The 17,183-nt window shown below is 64.8% G+C and carries 19 protein-coding genes; 7 read left to right on the top strand and 12 right to left on the bottom strand.

Features of this window, described 5'->3' with window-relative positions; genetic code table 11:
• The first annotated feature begins 36 nt into the window (after positions 1-36).
• Together ADBZ9O_RS00425 and ADBZ9O_RS00420 are read left to right on the top strand one after the other, a co-directional pair.
• Positions 37-492 carry a MaoC family dehydratase gene (locus ADBZ9O_RS00425; RefSeq protein ID WP_526527521.1) on the top strand — a complete coding sequence of 152 codons (456 nt, stop codon included), beginning with the start codon at positions 37-39 and terminating at the stop codon, positions 490-492.
• A gap of 91 nt (positions 493-583) precedes the next feature.
• Positions 584-1,834: an IS30 family transposase gene (locus ADBZ9O_RS00420; RefSeq protein WP_526524756.1), complete on the top strand. Its 1,251-nt coding sequence runs from the start codon at positions 584-586 to the stop codon at positions 1,832-1,834.
• A gap of 64 nt (positions 1,835-1,898) precedes the next feature.
• Here the strand turns inward: ADBZ9O_RS00420 and ADBZ9O_RS00415 are convergent, their stop codons facing one another.
• The 3 genes from ADBZ9O_RS00415 to ADBZ9O_RS00405 all read right to left on the bottom strand — a co-directional run bounded on the left by ADBZ9O_RS00415 (position 1,899) and on the right by ADBZ9O_RS00405 (position 4,679).
• Positions 1,899-2,660 carry a sulfite exporter TauE/SafE family protein gene (locus ADBZ9O_RS00415; protein WP_526527520.1) on the bottom strand — a complete coding sequence of 254 codons (762 nt, stop codon included), beginning with the start codon at positions 2,658-2,660 and terminating at the stop codon, positions 1,899-1,901.
• A gap of 79 nt (positions 2,661-2,739) precedes the next feature.
• On the bottom strand, positions 2,740-3,327 hold the full coding sequence (locus ADBZ9O_RS00410) for a TetR/AcrR family transcriptional regulator (protein ID WP_526533736.1): 588 nt from the start codon (positions 3,325-3,327) through the stop codon (positions 2,740-2,742).
• Between the two features lie 56 nt (positions 3,328-3,383).
• Complete coding sequence (locus ADBZ9O_RS00405; RefSeq protein ID WP_526527519.1) at positions 3,384-4,679, bottom strand: acyl-CoA dehydrogenase family protein; 1,296 nt, start codon at positions 4,677-4,679, stop codon at positions 3,384-3,386.
• Between the two features lie 137 nt (positions 4,680-4,816).
• On the opposite strand from ADBZ9O_RS00405, the gene ADBZ9O_RS00400 reads away from it, so the two are divergent.
• A complete protein-coding gene (locus ADBZ9O_RS00400) occupies positions 4,817-4,963 on the top strand; it encodes a DUF1059 domain-containing protein (protein WP_526527518.1) in 147 nt (48 codons plus the stop codon).
• 48 nt (positions 4,964-5,011) lie between these two features.
• Here the strand turns inward: ADBZ9O_RS00400 and ADBZ9O_RS00395 are convergent, their stop codons facing one another.
• The 3 genes from ADBZ9O_RS00395 to ADBZ9O_RS00385 all read right to left on the bottom strand — a co-directional run bounded on the left by ADBZ9O_RS00395 (position 5,012) and on the right by ADBZ9O_RS00385 (position 7,260).
• The gene (locus tag ADBZ9O_RS00395) at positions 5,012-5,482 is read right to left on the bottom strand and encodes an SRPBCC family protein (protein ID WP_526527517.1); all 471 of its coding nucleotides are present in this window, start codon (positions 5,480-5,482) and stop codon (positions 5,012-5,014) included.
• A complete protein-coding gene (locus tag ADBZ9O_RS00390) occupies positions 5,479-6,327 on the bottom strand; it encodes an SDR family NAD(P)-dependent oxidoreductase (RefSeq protein WP_526527516.1) in 849 nt (282 codons plus the stop codon). The genes ADBZ9O_RS00395 and ADBZ9O_RS00390 overlap by 4 nt, the downstream gene beginning before the upstream one ends.
• Positions 6,328-6,393: 66 nt before the next feature.
• Positions 6,394-7,260, bottom strand: a complete 867-nt coding sequence (locus ADBZ9O_RS00385; protein WP_526527515.1) for an alpha/beta fold hydrolase — start codon at positions 7,258-7,260, stop codon at positions 6,394-6,396.
• A 315-nt stretch (positions 7,261-7,575) separates the two neighbouring features.
• Here ADBZ9O_RS00385 and ADBZ9O_RS00380 point away from each other — a divergent pair, with 315 nt between their 5' ends.
• Complete coding sequence (locus tag ADBZ9O_RS00380) at positions 7,576-7,941, top strand: hemophore-related protein (RefSeq protein WP_526527514.1); 366 nt, start codon at positions 7,576-7,578, stop codon at positions 7,939-7,941.
• Here the strand turns inward: ADBZ9O_RS00380 and fabG are convergent.
• Entirely contained in the window at positions 7,938-8,717 is a 780-nt protein-coding gene (gene fabG, locus ADBZ9O_RS00375) for a 3-oxoacyl-ACP reductase FabG (protein WP_526527513.1), read from the bottom strand. The genes ADBZ9O_RS00380 and fabG overlap by 4 nt on opposite strands.
• Before the next feature lie 81 nt (positions 8,718-8,798).
• Here fabG and ADBZ9O_RS00370 point away from each other — a divergent pair, with 81 nt between their 5' ends.
• Genes ADBZ9O_RS00370 through ADBZ9O_RS00360 form a run of 3 tightly spaced genes read left to right on the top strand, consistent with a single transcriptional unit; the run spans position 8,799 to position 10,817 of the window.
• Positions 8,799-9,611, top strand: a complete 813-nt coding sequence (locus tag ADBZ9O_RS00370) for an enoyl-CoA hydratase/isomerase family protein (RefSeq protein WP_526533734.1) — start codon at positions 8,799-8,801, stop codon at positions 9,609-9,611.
• Entirely contained in the window at positions 9,608-10,528 is a 921-nt protein-coding gene (locus tag ADBZ9O_RS00365; RefSeq protein ID WP_526527512.1) for an SDR family oxidoreductase, read from the top strand. The genes ADBZ9O_RS00370 and ADBZ9O_RS00365 overlap by 4 nt, the downstream gene beginning before the upstream one ends.
• Positions 10,515-10,817, top strand: a complete 303-nt coding sequence (locus ADBZ9O_RS00360) for a hypothetical protein (protein WP_526527511.1) — start codon at positions 10,515-10,517, stop codon at positions 10,815-10,817. Before ADBZ9O_RS00365 ends, ADBZ9O_RS00360 begins: the two co-directional genes overlap by 14 nt.
• A gap of 2 nt (positions 10,818-10,819) precedes the next feature.
• Here the strand turns inward: ADBZ9O_RS00360 and ADBZ9O_RS00355 are convergent, their stop codons facing one another.
• The 5 genes from ADBZ9O_RS00355 to ADBZ9O_RS00335 are packed head-to-tail and all read right to left on the bottom strand — an operon-like array spanning position 10,820 to position 17,170.
• Positions 10,820-12,274 (bottom strand): amino acid permease, encoded by a 1,455-nt coding sequence (locus ADBZ9O_RS00355; protein WP_526527510.1) that lies wholly within the window; start codon positions 12,272-12,274, stop codon positions 10,820-10,822.
• A gap of 60 nt (positions 12,275-12,334) precedes the next feature.
• On the bottom strand, positions 12,335-13,648 hold the full coding sequence (gene lysA, locus ADBZ9O_RS00350; RefSeq protein WP_526527509.1) for a diaminopimelate decarboxylase: 1,314 nt from the start codon (positions 13,646-13,648) through the stop codon (positions 12,335-12,337).
• Positions 13,645-14,373 carry a glucosamine-6-phosphate deaminase gene (locus tag ADBZ9O_RS00345; protein WP_526527508.1) on the bottom strand — a complete coding sequence of 243 codons (729 nt, stop codon included), beginning with the start codon at positions 14,371-14,373 and terminating at the stop codon, positions 13,645-13,647. The genes lysA and ADBZ9O_RS00345 overlap by 4 nt, the downstream gene beginning before the upstream one ends.
• On the bottom strand, positions 14,370-15,809 hold the full coding sequence (locus ADBZ9O_RS00340) for a xylulokinase (protein ID WP_526527507.1): 1,440 nt from the start codon (positions 15,807-15,809) through the stop codon (positions 14,370-14,372). The genes ADBZ9O_RS00345 and ADBZ9O_RS00340 overlap by 4 nt, the downstream gene beginning before the upstream one ends.
• Positions 15,806-17,170, bottom strand: a complete 1,365-nt coding sequence (locus tag ADBZ9O_RS00335; protein WP_526527506.1) for an aspartate aminotransferase family protein — start codon at positions 17,168-17,170, stop codon at positions 15,806-15,808. Before ADBZ9O_RS00335 ends, ADBZ9O_RS00340 begins: the two co-directional genes overlap by 4 nt.
• Positions 17,171-17,183: the final 13 nt, after the last annotated feature.

The following is a 17,183-nucleotide window of genomic DNA, read 5'->3' as shown; positions in this document are numbered from 1 at the left end:
TGTTTGACGAACAAGCAATGGAGCGAAAGGACAGCTATGCGGACCTTCGAATCGGTCGCCGACCTCGCCGCCGCCAAAGGTGAAGTGCTCGGGAGCAGTGAGTGGGTGACCATCACCCAAGAGGCGGTCAACCAGTTCGCCGAGGCCACCGGCGACCACCAATGGATTCACGTCGACCCCGAGAAAGCCGCCGCGGGCCCATTCGGCACCACGATCGCCCACGGCTTCCTGACGTTATCGCTGTTGCCCGTCCTGATGCATCAGATCTACGCCGTGAAGGGTCTGAAGATGGGGATCAACTACGGGCTGAACAAGGTGCGGTTCCCGTCGCCGGTGCCGGTCGGCTCGAAGGTGCGGGGGTCCACCACCCTTGTCGACTTCGAAGACCTGGGCAACGGCACCGCGCAGGCGACCCTGTCCACCACCGTTGACATCGAGGGCGGCGCCAAACCGGCATGTGTGGCGGAGAGCATCGTCCGCTACATCAGCTGAACCCCATTCCCCGCGAGCGAGCGTGTCTGTACATAAACACGCCGCTTGGGTTTAAGCGGTCATTGCAACAGCCTCCATCTGAGGGGTTGTTATGGGTGCGATGCGGTTGGCGTGTGTAGAGCGTCAGTTCTGGGATTTGATTGCCCACGGGATACTGCCCCGAGAGGCCGGGATCGCTGTCGGCGTGTCAGGGCTCACCGGTTATCGTTGGTTTGCTGAGCTCGGTGGGGTGAAACCACGATTTCCCGACAACGGAGTACGGCGGAGGCCTCGGCTTAGCCTCGAGGAACGCGAAGAGATCCAAGACGGTATTGCTCGCGGTGAGTCGATCCAATCGATAGCGCGGCGATTGAAGCGCGCGGCCTCGACAGTGATGCGCGAGATCAACCGTAATGGCAAGTGCCGCGGTAGGTATCGATCGCGGTATAGGTTCGGGGTCCGTCAGGGTGGGTGGGATGCCCAGCCGCGGTATCGGGCCAGCACCGCTCACGGGCATGCCCGGCGGCGGGCCCGGCGTGGCAGGCCGGGCAGGCTGGCGACTAATGCGCGGCTCCACGAGGAGGTGCAGACTCGGTTGAGCGTCGAGCAGCACAGCCCCGAGCAGATCGCTGCACGGCTGGTGATCGACTTCCCCGACGATCCGGAGATGCGGGTGTCCTACGAGACCATCTATCAAGCGATTTATGTTCAGGGCAAAGGGAATCTGCGCCGCGAGCTACATCAGTGTCTCCGCACTGGGCGGGCGTTACGTAGACCGCATCGCCGTGCCGATGAGCGTCGCGGACGTATCCGGGACATGGTCAACATCAGTGAGCGCCCACCTGAGGTGGAGGACCGCGCGGTGCCTGGGCATTGGGAAGGCGATCTGATCATGGGCAGCGTGGCGTCTGGCTCGGCGATCGGCACCGTGGTGGAGCGCGCCAGCCGGTTCCTAATGCTGCTGCACTTGCCCGATGGTCACGGCGCCACCGCGGTACAAGAGGCGATTGTGGCCAAGATGGCCGCGCTGCCGGCGATCCTGCGTCAGACCCTGACCTGGGATCAGGGCCGGGAGATGACCAACCACGCCGCGGTCGCCGCGGCGACCGATTTGGACATCTACTTCTGCGACCCGCATTCGCCGTGGCAGCGTGGCACCAACGAGAACACCAACGGACTGCTGCGCCAATACTTTGCCAAAGGCACCGACCTATCGGTGTTTCCGGCTGACTATCTCGACTACATCGCCATCAAACTCAACAACCGACCCCGCAAAACCCTCGATTGGAAAACCCCAACCGAAGCCCTCGACGAGCTACTGTCGAACCCGTTCAAACCACCAGCTGTTGCATCCACAGCTTAAAACTGCCCCGCGTGGGCCGTACAAAGCTGTGCGCTCGCGGGGAATGGGGGACTCGCGAGGGGGACTACCGGTAGGCGTCGACACCGAGCTTGATCGCCAGCACCATGCCGCCGGCGCCGATCAGCAGTCGGATCGGCGTCGCCGGGGCGTGGCGCACGACGATCGGCCCGAGCCTCGATCCGATCAAACAGCCTGCGCCCAGGGGTATCACCGCGGCCCAGTGCACCGGGGCGACGACGATGAAGATCAGCGCGGCCACCGAGTTCGACGCGCCGAGCAGAACGTTCTTCGAGGCGTTGGCATGGGCCAAGGTGGCGCCGCCCGCCCGCAGCAACAGGGCGAGCAGCAGCACTCCAGCTGCCGCGCCGAAGTACCCGCCGTAGATGGCGATCACCAGGATGGCGCCTGCCTCCAGTATCTGTATGCCGCGCCGCTGACGCGGTTTCTCACCCGGCACGGCACTCTTGCCCGGCGGCAGCAGGATGGCGATTGCCGAGAAGCCGATCAGGATGGGTACCAGCTTCTCGAAACCCTCAGCGGGCGTGGACAGCAGCAGCACCGCGCCAAGGCCACCGCCGACCATCGCCATTGGCACCGTGCGCAGCAGAAACGCGCGCTGGCCCTTCAGTTCGGGCCGCGAACCCCAGATCGAACCGACACCGTTGAACACCAGTGCCACCGTGTTGGTGACGTTGGCGCTGACCGGCGGCAGGCCAACGGCCAGGAGCGCGGGGTAGGTGGTCACCGAGGCCAGGCCGGCGATGCTGCCCGTCAATCCACCGCCGATGCCCGCGAGTCCCAGCAAGACGATGTGAGTCCAACTCATCGGCTGGGCGAGTGTGGATTTGATGCACGCATGTCAGAACAAAGCGTGTCACAACTGCCCACTCGCCGAGAAGCTGGGCTCAGCTGCCGCGGCGAATCTCACGGTCGGCGACCAGGTGCCGGGTTTCCCCCGACATGGGCGCGCCGAGGATCGCGGACACCACGTCGATGAGGTGACTGATGAACAGCCGGTCGTCGGTGTGCGGCCCCGACTGCGCACGTCGGGCCAGTTCGACCGCGGTGTAGATCAGCGCGTCCAGGCGCGGATGAAGTTTGGCCGCCTCGGGGTCCAGCAGCGGCGCGACGAGTTCGCGCCAGCGTCGAAGGCTGCCGAACCGCCCGTCGGCCGCGTTCAACGCCGGTTTGGGCCGGTTCAGCAGGTCGGCGTACACCTGCAGGAACGCGGGCCCACCATCGGCGTCGCCCAGTTTGGCGCCCAGCGGGCGGACCAGCGCGCCGGCCATCGTGCGCAGCGTCGGTTCGCCCTCGGTGGCGTCGAGTAGCGCGTGCCTGCGGGCGTCGACCGTGGGCAGGTGCTTATCGAGGATGCCCTGCAGCACGCCGTCACGGTCGGCGAAGTGGTACTGCACCGCGATGACATTCTTCGCGCCCGCGCTGCGCGCGATCTCCCGCAGGCTGACACCGTCGACGCCGCGCTCGGCGAACAGTTGCTCGGCGGCGGCCAGCAGGTTGGCCCGCGTGCTTTTGGTAGACGCAGCCGCGCTCAGAGTTCGGCGACCTCACGCTCGAGGCGCTCTGCGAGCCGGGCGCGGGCGGCGGCTCGGCGGGTCGGGATATGCGCCGACGGGAACAGCGTCGTCACCGGCTCGTACTCGGCGAGGGTGCGACGGGCCAGGGTGAGCTTGTGCACTTCGGTGGGTCCGTCGGCGATACCGAGGGATTCGGCCGCGACCATCATCCTGATGAAGGGCATCTCGTTGGACACCCCCAGCGCGCCGTGCAAGTGCATCGCCCGCTGCACCACATCGTGGAGCACCTGGGGCATGGCTACCTTCACCGCCGCGATATCGCGGCGCACCATCTGATAGTCATGATGTTTGTCGATCAGCCAGGCGGTGCGCAGCACCAGCAGCCGGAACTGCTCGATCTGGATCCAGCTGTCGGCGATCTTCTCCTGCGTCATCTGGAAACTGCCCAGCGGACCCTGGCGGGTCTGGCGGGATACCGCTCGCTCACACATCATGTCGAAGGCTTTGCGGGCCAACGCAATTGTGCGCATCGCATGGTGAATGCGACCACCGCCGAGGCGCGTCTGGGCGATCGCGAAGGCTTGGCCTTCACCACCGAGCACGTGGTCCAGGGGGACGCGGACGTTGGTGTAGCGGACGTACCCGTGTGAGGCGTGATCAGATGACTCACCCCCGACCCCGACGTTCCGGACGATCTCGATGCCCGGTGTCTCGGCGGGCACGATGAACAGCGACATCTTGTCGCGGGTGCGCGCTTCGGGATTGGTGACGGCCATGACGATGTAGAAGGAGGCGTGCCTGGCGTTGGAGGAGAACCATTTTTCGCCGTTGATCAGCCAGGAGTCGCCGTCGCGTTCGGCCCGAGTGACGAAAAGGCCGGGATCGGAGCCGCCCTGGGGTTCGGTCATCGAGTAACAGGAGCTGATGTCACCGTCGAGTAGCGGTTGCAGGTAGCGGCGCTTCTGCTCGTCGGTTCCGAAGAGTGCGATGATCTCGGCATTGCCCGAATCGGGCGCTTGGGAGCCGAAAACTGATGGGGCCCAACGGGACCGGCCTAGAATTTCGTTCAACAACGCCAGCTTGACCTGGCCGTAGCCCTGCCCGCCGAGGTCGGGGCTCAGGTGCGCCGCCCACAGTCCGTGGTCCTTGACCTTCTGTTGCAGCGGGCGAAGCACCGCCATCACCTCGGGGTTGCGCTTGTCGTACGGGTCAAGCTCCACCAGGTCGAGCGGTTCGAGTTCGTTGACCATCAGTTCCTCGACCCAGTCGAGCTTCTCCTGGTAGTCGGGGTCCGTCTCGAAATCCCACATTGCCGCACCGTCCTCAATGGTTGTCCGAACGCGACAGGAGCCGCAGTAAAGCAATCCCATCATTTCTTGATGCAATCGAATTACGCAAGGGCCGGGCCGGACTTTCCTGCCCGCGACGGTTCAGGTAGACCTGAAGCATGAAGACACACCTGAACTGCCCCTGCGGCGAGTCGATCGTCGGCACCAACGAGGACGATCTCGTCGAGAAGACGCAGAAGCACCTGTCGGAGAACCATCCCGACCACCAGTACTCGCGCGACGAGATTCTGTTCATCGCGTTCTAGCTCGACCGTAAGCAGACCAGGAGTTCGCTCCTGGTCTGCTCGCATGTGTCAGGCGGGGTACTTGGCCGCCAGCTTGGTCAACGTGGCTTCGATGCCCTTGGCGTTGTCCTTGGCGAAACCGGTGCGCTCGTAGTACTTCAGGCTGTCTTTGATGGTGCCGGTGTTGCGGTAGTCGAAGGTCTCGGTCACCCGGGTCACTGTCGGTGACACTGCCTCGAATTCCCAGCGCCAGTGGTGCCCGAACGGGTGACGCCATTCGACGAGTTCGTCGGGCTTGAGCGCGGTGACGGTGCTGACGATCCAGTACGGCACGCCCTTCATCCGCATTTTCGTCGAGAACTTGGCTCCGGCAACAAGTTTCGCGGGGGCCTTGATGTTGTTGTTGACAGTGCCCGAACCGTCGAGTTCGTGGTGCCGCCGTGGGTCGGCCACCAGGGCGAACAACTCCGCGGCCGGGGCATTCACCTCGATCGACCGGCTGACCTGATGCGGACCTGCGTCAACGATGGTGACGGTCATGACGGCGCTCCTGGAGTTTCTGCGACGGTCACCATGGCGAGGCTGCGCTCCCACAGCTGCTCGGCGAGCAGGCGGTCGTTGGCCTGTTTGTTACGCCATCCCGGCGTGTACTTGGTGTAGTACTCGCCGGAGGTCCAATCGGTGCCTGGGGTTGCCGAGGCCAGCCACACAAGTTGGTCGGAGCCCCGTTCGGGACCGATCAACGCGACGTTCTTCAGTGGTGAGTGATACACCAGCTGCATCAGTTTCCCGGACTCGGCACCAAAATTGGAGGCCACCGGGCCCGGATGGAATGCGGCCGTGGAGATCCCGTCACCGTGATGACGCCGGTGAAGTTCCTTGGTGAACAAGATGTTCGCCAATTTGGCGCTGCCATAGGCCTTTTGCGCTTGGAAACCGCGTTGGTGGTCAAGGTCGGTGATATCGATGTGGCCGAACCGGTTGCCGATACTGCTGGTGTTGATGACGGTGCCGCGGGCCTCGATCAGCCGGTCCAGCAGCAGCGTCGTGAGCAGGAAGGGCGCCAGATGATTGACCTGGAAGGTCTTTTCGTGCCCATCGACGGTGGTCACCCGCTGGGCGCCCATCATGCCGCCCGCGTTGTTGGCCAGCACGTCGATGCGCGGGTACCGCGCCAACAGCTGCGTCGCCAATTCCCGTACCTGGAACAGATCGGCGAAATCCGCCACGAAGTAGTCGGCGTTGAGCGGCGCGGCGACGGCCGCGGTCTTTTGTGGTGAGCGTCCGACGACGACGACGTTCTCGCCGCTGCGGATCAGACGCTGGGCAGCCACGGCACCAAGACCGTCGCTGGCGCCGGTGATGACGATGGTTCGACCCGCCATATGAGCCTCCTGAGCTTGTTAGGTCCGAGGTTACCCATGTCCACGAGCGATCATGTCCGACGGCGACTAGCAGCGGGTGATCAGCGCGGACCGTCGCTCGGTGGTGGCGATGAAGTCCTCAAGCAACTCAACGACCTGCGTCGGTGACTCGACATGGGGGAAGTGCCCGAGTCCGGGCAGGATCTCCAGCCGACTACCGGGCAGTGCCTCATGGGCGGCGTAGCCGTGTGAGACCGGGATGATCTTGTCCCGGTCGCCCCAGATGAACATCACCGGCATCTGTGCGGTCAGGTGCAGTTTGTTCAGCGCGCTGACCGCCTGGCCCCGGTAGTCCACGACCGAGCGCAGCGTACGCAGGAAGGCGTTGCGGGTAGCGCGGTCAGACAGCGATGTGTACGCACTCCACATTTCGGCGCCACGGGGTGACTGCACACCAGCGGACGACAGTAAGGACTTGATCTTGTTCCCCGCGGTGAGGATGGGTTGCGGGGTGATGACAGGTAACACGAACTCTGCGCCCGGTGCCGACAACAGCCGCAGTGCCCAGCTCAGGTCGGGACCCAACCCGCCGCTACCGATCAGGACGACGCGTTCGCAACGGTCGCGGTGCTGGTAGGCGAACTGCATAGCGATCCCACCACCAAGGGACTGGCCGATGATCGTCGCCCGCGCAACTCCGAGCTCGTCGAGCAGATCTCGTAGCGAGGCGGCAAATGCCCCGAGCGAGTAATCGCCGCGCGGCTTATCCGATTGACCGTGTCCGAGCAGATCAGGTGCGATAACCCGAAAGTGCTTCGCAAGTTGGGGTATGACGTCGCGCCAGGTGTCAGAACTTCCGGCCATCCCGTGGATGAGTAGCAACGCCTCGCCGTCACCGGCGTCCTGATAGGCCACACGCTCGCCGTGTAGCTCCAGGTACTGCATGTCGTCCATCGTTGCTGCCTCCGGTTATTCGTTCCCCATGACAGGACAATAACCTAACTTACGGATCCGTAGGTTACTCACGGGTAACACGTTGGTGGGGCGCCCCCAATTTGGGATCTACGACCAGGTTTTATAACGATTGGATCACTATCGGCGAAAAGTGCTCGCACAAGGTCAATGTGGCGGATTGCTCAGAAGTCCGCGCCCGCTCTGCAGTCGTTTTGCCGCGCGTCATCGCGGGTACGCCGACAATTCGGGGCTGGAGATCGTCGAAATCGAAGGATAAAAGCAATGGAAATAAGTGGTTCCAGCACGCGTCGAGGAATGGCCGGCCTATTTGCCGGTTGCGTTGTCGGGGGGATGGCGGTGGCCGCCCTCGCGGCGCCGGTCGCCAATGCGGCGCCGTGTTCGGCCAGTGGAGCAACCGCCACGATCAGTTCGGTGTCCGGCGCCGCCAGCCAGTTCCTCAGTGCCCATCCCGGTGCCGATCAGGCGCTGACCAATGCGGCGTCGCAGTCGCCGGACGAGGCGCGCGCCTCGGTACGCACCTACTTCACCGCCAACCCCGGTGAGTACCTCGAGCTCAAGGGGATCACCAGGCCACTGGTCGACCTGCAGAACCAGTGCGGGGTCAACGGACTCGGTGGTGCAGACCTGTTGGCTGCGTTCAACGAGTTCCAGGGGGGCTAGATCGGGAGGATCGCCTCCGGGGACTCGGGCAGCACCTGCCCCCCATCGACGGTGATCGTCTGACCGGTGATGTAACTGGCTTCGTCGCTGGCCAGGAATGCCGCGGCGTAACCGATGTCTTCGGGCTTGCCCAGCGCGCCTGCGGGGATGGAGCGTGCCATCTGGGCGATGTACTCCTCGCCGTTGTCGATCATGCCCTCGCTCATGATGTTGCCGGGCAGCACGGCATTGACGGTGATCCGGTGCGGCGCCAGTTCGATGGCGGCCGTGCGCATGAAGCCCAGTTGCGCGGCTTTCGATGCACCGTAATGCGACCACCCCGGGAAGCCCGTGATGGGGCCCGTGATCGACGATGTCAACACCACCCGGCCACGGCCCGATGCGATTAGTGCGTCCAGGCAGGCCTGCACGCTGAAGAACGTGCTCTTGACGTTGACGTCGAGCATCTGATCGAGCTGTTCGGTGGTCATCGTCGCCAGCGGCGCCTCGGGGAAAATGCCGGCATTGGCGCACAGCACGTCGAGACCGCCGAAGGCCGCGATAGCCGCATCGGCCATCGCTACACACGAATCTCGTTGGCTCACATCGGCAGTGACACCAATGACTTTTCCGTCGCCGAGCACATCGAGTGCAGCCACGACGGCATCGATATCGGCGGTGGATCTGGCGGCGATGGCGACATTGGCGCCGGCGGTGGCGAAGACCGATGCGATACCGCGGCCGATACCTTTACTGCCGCCGGTGACCAGGACAGACTTTCCTTGCAACGAGAACATGGACACAGTGTGCGGTACCAGGGCAGCGCAGGCAGCCCAGAAGTTGCATTTGACGTCGATGCAGCACATCGGTGTTGCAAGATCACCGATGTGACCACCGGGGTAGTCGTCGACGACGCCGGGGCCGGGGTCGCTGTGATCACCCTGGATGGACCGCAGCGGCTCAACGCGTTTTCGCACGCGACCGGTGCCGCGCTCAGTGCGGCATACCGCCGCTGCGACGCCGATGACGGTATCCGCGTGGTCGTCCTGACCGGGGCCGGTCGGGCGTTCTGCGCCGGTGCCGACCTGTCCGAGGGGTCCGGTGCGTTCCGGGCACCCGATGACGGTTTCACCGCCTCACCTGTGCAGCCGCCTGCGTTTCGGCTGCGCAAGCTGGTGATCGCCGCGATCAACGGACACGCCATCGGCGTCGGGTTGACGCTGGCCCTGCAATGCGATGTGCGACTGGTGGCCGAGGATGCGCAGCTGTCGGTGCCGCAGGTCCGCCGCGGGACCATCGCCGACTGTCAGGCCCATTACACGCTGCGGCATGCGGTCGGGCTGGCCGTTGCGGCCGATCTGCTACTGACCGGTCGGACGGTCACCGGGCGCGAGGCGGCCGGTCTGGGGATCGCCAGTCGTGCGTTACCCGCATCGGAGGTGTTGGCCGCCGCTGTCGCAATGGCTCGTGATGCCGCGATCCACACCAACCCGGCGTCGGTGGCGCTGAGTAAACGGCTGCTGTGGGGCGATCTGAATCTCGACGAGGTGGCCGAAGAGGAGACCAGAGCCCATCGCATACTCATGGGCGACCCCACACAATCCCAAGCATCCGAAGGTGCCGCTGCCTGGCGGGAGCGTCGGGCACCACGGTGGACATCGAAGGCGAGCGAAACAGGAGAGCCGGCATGAGTTCTGAGTGCACGACTGACGCGGTACTTGCCGATGTCGATCTGCGTGGGCGCACCGCGGTGGTGACCGGGGCCTCGTCAGGACTCGGATTGGAGACCGCACGGGCCCTGGCGGCCAAGGGTGCGACGGTGATCGCGGCGGTCCGTGATGTCGACAAGGCCGCCACGGTGCTCACCGGTGCGGACATCGTCGAACTCAACCTCGCCGATCTCGATTCGGTGCGCGCCGCCGCTGCGGATATCACGGCGCGCCACCCCAGGATCGATCTGCTGATCAACAACGCGGGCGTTATGGCACCGCCGTTGCAACGCACCGCGCAGGGCTTCGAAATGCAGCTCGGCACAAACCATCTCGGTCACTTCGTGTTCACCAACACACTGACGGCCAGCCTGGGTGCCGGGTCGCGGATCGTCAACCTCAGCAGCCGCGGTCATCTGGTCAGCGGTATCCGGTGGGATGACCCGAACTTCCTCGACGAGTCGACCTATCAGAAATGGGTCGCCTACGGGCAGAGCAAATCGGCCAACGTGCTGTTCACCGTCGAACTTGAGCGCCGACTCGCCCCGCAAGGCATCCACGCGTTCGCCGTTCACCCCGGTGTCGTCGTCACCGATCTCGGGAGACACGTCAACGCCGCCGATATGGCGGCATGGGGTCCGCTGACGCCCACCGATGTCAGTCACGGCGCAGCGACCACCGTCTGGGCCGCGACCAGTCCCGCCCTCGACGGTCATGGCGGGATCTACCTGGAGGACTGCGGTATTGCCGAACCGTTCGCTGACGGCTCCCCCGGCGGTTATGCGCAGCACGCGGTCGACCCCGAACAGGCCACCCGGTTGTGGGACTGGTCGCTGGATCAGACCGCGGTGTTTACCCGGCCCGGGGATGGGGCAAGATTCCCTGATGGCCGACTATGACGATCCGGGACCCGAGAACACGCTGAGCCCGAGCGAATCGCTGGATTCCGACGAGGTGCGCAACGATGACGGTGACACTGTTGTCGATCCGCCCGAGGAGTGGATCGAGGTCGAGGAGCACGAGAGCCTCGATGAACGACTCTCCGATGAGGAGCCCGACGTCGCCGTGGACGACCCGGTTACCGCCGAAGCCCCTCGTCCAGAGCGCCGTGACCGGGGTCAGATCGACGGGGCACCGGAAGACGGTGAGTCGTTCTACGACGTCGTCGACGAAAAGCCGCGGCTTTAGACCTACTGAGCTGCCAGTTCGGCGTCAATGTGATCGCCGTAGCTACTGCGGGGATCGGTGTAGTACGGCGCGCGGCCAACGCGCGACGAGATCACCGACAGAACGAGTCCCAGCAAGGACAGTCCGACGCCGAAGGCGATCTCGACGCCGTTGAGTGATCCCGACGCCAGCGAGTAGATGATCACGAAGGCCATGAAGGCTGCCCCCAACCCCGGCAGCAGTCCGCCGATCACGAAGTCAGAAATGCTGGTGATGATGCGGCGGCGATAACACCAGATCGCGGTGCTGGCGGTGAGGAGATAGAACATCGCGGCCATCAGTCCCAGGGTGCTGACGATGTCAGCGAGCGCCGCGCCGACCGAGCTGATCAAGGTCGAGCCCCACAAGAAGACGACGTTGAGCAAGCCGAAGACAATGGTGGCATTCCATGGTGTGCGGTAGCGCGGGCTGACGCCGCCGAACCACCCGGGGATCACCCGGTCACGACCCATCGCAAACCCAATCCGCGACGAGCTGACGATCGCGGCGAGCAGTGATGCCAGCGTTCCGCCGAGGACCGCGACGATCATCACCTGCTTCCAGAAACCCCCGCCGATGCGCTCGCCGACGAATGCGAGGATGTTGGCTGCGTGGTCCTGCATTTCCTGCAGGGGCGCGATGCCCTGGAAGGCAAGAACGGTCACCGAGTAGATGACGAAAAGCAGGATGACACTGGTCACTGCGGCGCGACCGGCTTTGCGGCCTGACGATTCCTCGCCGACGTAAGCTGCTGTGTCCCAACCGGAATACAGGAAGATGGCCAGCAGTACACCGGAGATCAGCGACTTGAAACCGCCGGCGCCGCTGATGGTGAACCACGACGAGTCGACGGTGACGACACCGTCATGGCCCTTGGCGATGTACACGATCGCGGCAATCGCGAATCCGAGGACGAGCGCGTACTCGAAAACCGCCCACATCCACTGGAATCGGGCCGACAACTGCGCACCGAGAGCCGCAACGACCAACACGATCAGGTTGAAGGCGGTACCGACCGCTGCCACCGCGGTGGCATCGTTGGCCGCGTCGTCGGAGAAGAAGCTGAGCAGATAACTGCCCAGCGGGATGGTCAGGCTCGTCGTGCCGACGGTGTAGTACAGCAGCATGATCCAGCCGGCGAAGAATCCGGCGTGTGGACTCAGGACGCGACCCACCCAGGAGTACGTCGCGCCTGCGCTGGGCTGCCATGCGTGCAGGCGCTGGTAGCCCAGCGCGATACCCAGCATGGGCACGAAACAGATCAGAATGGGCAGGAAACCGGCGTAGGCGACGGTGGCAAGGATCGCCGCGAGCGTCACCGCCACGCTCTGGGTGGGACCCGAACTCGCCAGTGCCATCACCACCACGTCGCCGGCTCGTAGTGCACCGGACTTCAGGCCCGCGGGGCGCTGGCTGTCGATCGGTGGTGTTGTCGGCACGGTGGATCTCCCATCATCTAGATCATCAGGTTGGGTTAAGCGTTGTCATTGGGACGTGAATCAAGAAGAGGTTTGGAGACTTTCGCTCGGCGGCGGCATATCGCGCGACAACAGGTCGTCCCACGTGTCGCGCCGGACCACGAGCCTGGCCGAGCCGCCTGCGACGAACACGACTGGGATGCGTCGTGCCCCGTTGTACTGATTGGACATCGTGTAGCAGTACGCACCGGTGCCAGGCACAGCCACGAGATCGCCTACCTGCGCAGCCTGTAACGGCACACCGTCGATGAGCTGATCCCCGGATTCGCAGTGGCGTCCGACAAGGCTGACGGGTTCACCGCCGCCGACGCGGTCGACGATCGTCGCCTCATATCGCTGCCCGTACAGCGACACCTCGAGGTTGTCGGCCATGCCACCGTCTACGGCGACGTGTGTCACTGGACCCTGTTTGACCGTGATCACCCGATAGACAGTGCACGCACTGACCGCGACCATGCTGCGGCCGGGTTCCACGATGATGCGGCTGCCGCTGGGCAGTAGATCGTGGGCGCGAGAGAGCAATGTCTGCGCGTAATCATCAACTGTCGGAGGGCTTTCCGCGTAGGTGTAGCGCACCCCGAGCCCACCGCCTAGGTCATAGACCTCGAAGGAGCCCAGCTTCGCAAGCGGTTCGACCGCGGCCGCCAGCTCGTCGACATTGAGCAACTGTGAGCCGACATGCGTGTGCAGGCCGTCGCAGCGCAGTACCGGACTGCGTTCGATGCGCCGTATCGCCTCACGGGCCAGCTCCGGAAGTAGGCCGAACTTCGAGCCGACGTGACCGGTCGCGACCGATGCATGGGTAGCGGCCGCAACGCTGGGCACCACCCTGACCAGACAGGGCTGCCGGTGTCCGCGGGGCACGATGTGTTCCAGCCGGTCGATATCGTCGAAGTTGTCGACGACGATCAATCCGACACCGTTGCGTACGGCCAGACTGAGTTCCTCATCGGTCTTGGCATTGCCGTGCAACAGCATTCGGCTCGGATCGGCGCCGGCGGCGAGTGCGGTGATGATCTCGCCTCCGCCTGCCACGTCGAGATGCAGTCCCTCCTCGGCCATCACCCGCTGAATTGCGGTGCAAGGAAATGCCTTCGATGCAAATGCGACATCCGAGCGAGGCCAGCGGCTGCGGAATGCCGCGAGGTAGTCGCGTGCCCGCTGTCGAAGTGCGTCTTCGGAGACCACCAAGACCGGTGTGCCGAACTGCTGGGCCAGGGTGTCGAGCCGGCAGCCGCCGACCATCACGGTGCCGTCGTCGTCACGTCGTGTGCCCGGCGGAAACAGTTCGAGCACTCGGGAATCCGGCAACCTGTCCGCTCTGGGGTCGGTCACAGCAGCGCCGCCGCGGCATAATCTGCGACCACCGTCACGTCAGGATGCCGTTGTAAGATCGACGCCGGAACGGCCATGGTCACCGGGCCGCACAGAGCGGCCGATAGCGGGGCAGCTTTGTGCTCGCCGGAAGCCAACAGCAGGATCGAGCGTGCACACATAATGGTGCTCAGGCCCTGAGTGATCGCCCGCCGCGGCACTTTACGGACATCGCCATCAAAGAACCGCGCGTTGTCACTTCGGGTCTGCTCATCGAGGTCCACCACCCGGGTGGTCGAATCGAACGACGAGCCCGGTTCGTTGAAGCCGAGGTGCCCGTTGCCGCCAAGACCCACGATCTGCACATCGATTCCGCCGATACCTGCGATCCGGCCACTGAGCTCCGTCGCCTCAGCCTGCGGATCGTCGGCAGCCCCATCGGCGATGATCACGTTGGCGCGCGGAACCCCTAACGGGCCTGCGATCAACTCGTGCACGTAGCAGGCATAGCTGCGAGGATTCTCCGCGGGGAGTCCAACGTATTCGTCGAGCGCAATGATCGAACCGTCACTGAAATCGATTGCACCGGAACTTGATCGCAGGGCAAGTTCGGTGTAAACGCGCAGGGGCGTACTGCCGGTTGCCACGCCGAGTCGCGGCCGCGCACCGGGCAGTCGAGACTGCACCACGTCTGCTGCGGTGGCCCCGAATTTCTCGTCGTCCACCACACACTGCCGCACGGTCATCGGTCCATCCCCATCGTGGTGGCGTGCCGCAACGTGTCGTGACGCGCGGCGATCTCGGTCCACTGGGCGAAGCGGTCGGTCCGCGGCGCGATGGTGCGTGCGGCGCTCCCGCGGCGCTCGACCGGGTGGCCGAGGCTGTGCGCCGCGAAGAGGGCGGCACCCACGGCTGAGTGGTCCTGCACGAGTGGGTCGATGCGCACCTCCCGGCCGGTTGCGTCGGCCAAGTCCTGCCACATCAGGGGGCTCGCCGCGGCGCCGCCGCCGAGCAGGATGGGGCCGCGGCGACCCGTCGTGGTCGCCAGCACTTCGATGCATCGGCGTAGCTCAGTGATCACACCGGTGAGCAGACCCCGACCGATGTGCGCTGGCGCCATCCCGAGGCGCAGGCCGTGTAACACCCCGGTAAGGCTCGGATCCCACAGCGCCCCTTGCTCTCCCGGTGTCAAGTAGGGCAGAAACACCGGCGCCTCGTCGATCGGTACCCCTGCGGCAGCGTCGAGCAGTGCCGCCGGGTCGGGGAGGCCGAGCAGGGCCGCGATACCGTCGAACGCCGAGCCCATCGCCAGTAGATCCATCTCGAGCCCCCAGCCGTCACCGGCCAACGGGGTGACCAGATAACGCCGGGCGGCGTCGAGGATCAACGCGTCGGAGATGCCCAACACGATGGCACTGGTGCCGGCAATGACCGCTACGTCACCGGTGTCTCCTGCGCCGACTCCCAGCGCACCCAGCACGGAATCCGCCGCACCGAGCACCACCGGCACTCCCGATGGCAGACCCAGCCGCTCACCCCAGCGGGCCAGGATCGGTAGCGACGTACTCGCCGGCACCACGGCCGGAAGACCGGCAAGCTCTGCTGCTGCAACCAGATCCGGATCCCATCGGCCACGGCCGAGGTCGAAGACACCGAAGCCGGCTGCGGTACTAGGATCGGTGAGAAGCTCACCGGTGAGCTCGCGGAACAACACATCCTTGGCGCCCGCCATCCGAGCGCCGCTGCGGCCCAGCCCGTGCAATCGCCTGTGCATGGGCGCCAGATACCGTCCGTCGACCCGCTGGCCGGTGACCCGGTACAGCGTGTCGTCGCCCACCGCGGCGCGGTAGGCGCTCGCCTGTGCCTCGGCCCGCGAATCCTCCCAGGTGATGGCAGGACCGATAGGGTTGCCGTCACCATCGAGTTCCACCAAGGTCGGCAACATCGCGGTCAGCCCGATGCCTGCCACCGATTGCCCAGGGATCGCCGTGGTGATCGAATGGAGAACGATGCCGAGGCCGGTGCACCAGTGCTGCGGATCCTGTTCTGCAGCACCGGGTTCTGGCCGTTGTGTGGGGTAGCTGTGGCGCGCGACCGCATGCACGTGACCGTCGGGGCCCAGCGCTACTGCCTTGATCGCTGAGGTACCCAGATCGACACCGACGAACAAGGGTGTGGTCACGACCGGGAGGCGGCAGGGCGGGTACGGGCGACGACCGCCAGCGCGTCGGCGGCAGCGTTGAGGGTCTGGTCGATATCGCGGTCGTCGTGGACGAGCGAAACGAACAGATTCTCGAACTGGAGCGGGTGGAACAGAACCCCCCGAATCACCATCTCCTGATACCAGCGGGTGAACATCGGCTCGTCGGCGTGTGCCACGGCGTCACGCCAGTTGTGGATAGGTCCGTCAGCGAACCACAGTTGGAACACTGTCCCCAATCCTTCGACGTAGGCGTCTAGACCGTTTTCGGCGGCGAGTCCGCTCAGACCCTCGGCGAGCCGGAAGCCAAGGGCGCGCTGCCGTTCGTACAGTCCAGGCTCGGACAGCACGTCCATGGTCGCCGAAACTGACGCGCACTGCACGACATTCGCGTTGTAGGTGCCTGACTGCGAGTACACGCCTTCGGCGATCAGGCGCATCGCCTCCACCGATCCTCCGACTGCGGCGACGGGGAAGCCGCCCCCGAGTCCCTTGGCCAGCGTGGTGAGATCCGGTGTCACCCCGAACCATTCCTGAGCTCCGCCTCGAGCGAACCGAAACCCCGTGATGACCTCGTCGAAGATCAGAAGTGCACCGTGCTTGCGGGTTTGGTCGCGTAGCAGTTGCAGGTAGCCCGGCTCAGGCAGGATGCAACCGGTGTTGAAGACCGCCGGTTCGGTGAGCACAGCGGCCACCTCCTCGCCCCGGGTCTCCATCAGGTTGACGAAGCTCTCGGGGTCGTTCCAGGTCAACACGACCAGAGTGTCTTCGAGTTCGGCAGGCACCCCGGGACCCATCGCCACCGGCCGTGGGTGATCTGCTGGTCCGGCGAGGACGGGGTCGACGTGATTGGACCAGTAGACGGTGTCCTGCCAGCCGTGATAATGCCCTTCGAACCGAACGATGAGACGCCGGCCGGTCGTAGCGCGTGCCAGTCGCACCGCCGTACCGACTGCTTCTGAGCCGGAGTTGGTGAACCGAACCTGTTCGATACCCGGCACCGCGGCAACCACTTTCTCCGCAGCCTCGATCTCGAGCTCGTACGGCAGGCCGAAGCAGGTTCCCAGCTCGCCGATCGCACGCTGGACCGCCTCGGTGACCACCGGGTGCCGATGCCCCAGAATCATCGGTCCCAGTCCGAGTAGATAGTCCACATATTCGTGACCGTCTACGTCGATCAACCGCGAGCCGCTGCCCTCGGTGATGAACAGCGGGTAGGGCTGCCAACCGTTACGGGGCAGCCGGGCGGTGGACCCCGCGCCTCCCGGCACGGTGCGCTTGGCCCGGGTGAACATCTCGCTGGTGGTCGTGGTGCGCGACGCGAACGCCTCAGCGAATGACATCGGATTCTCCTTC

It is taken from the genome of Mycobacterium sp. (assembly GCF_965229105.1).
In the GTDB taxonomy this organism is placed as follows: domain Bacteria; phylum Actinomycetota; class Actinomycetes; order Mycobacteriales; family Mycobacteriaceae; genus Mycobacterium.
Note: the sequence above shows the minus strand (reverse complement) of the source record. Positions and strands in the feature narration are given on the sequence as shown.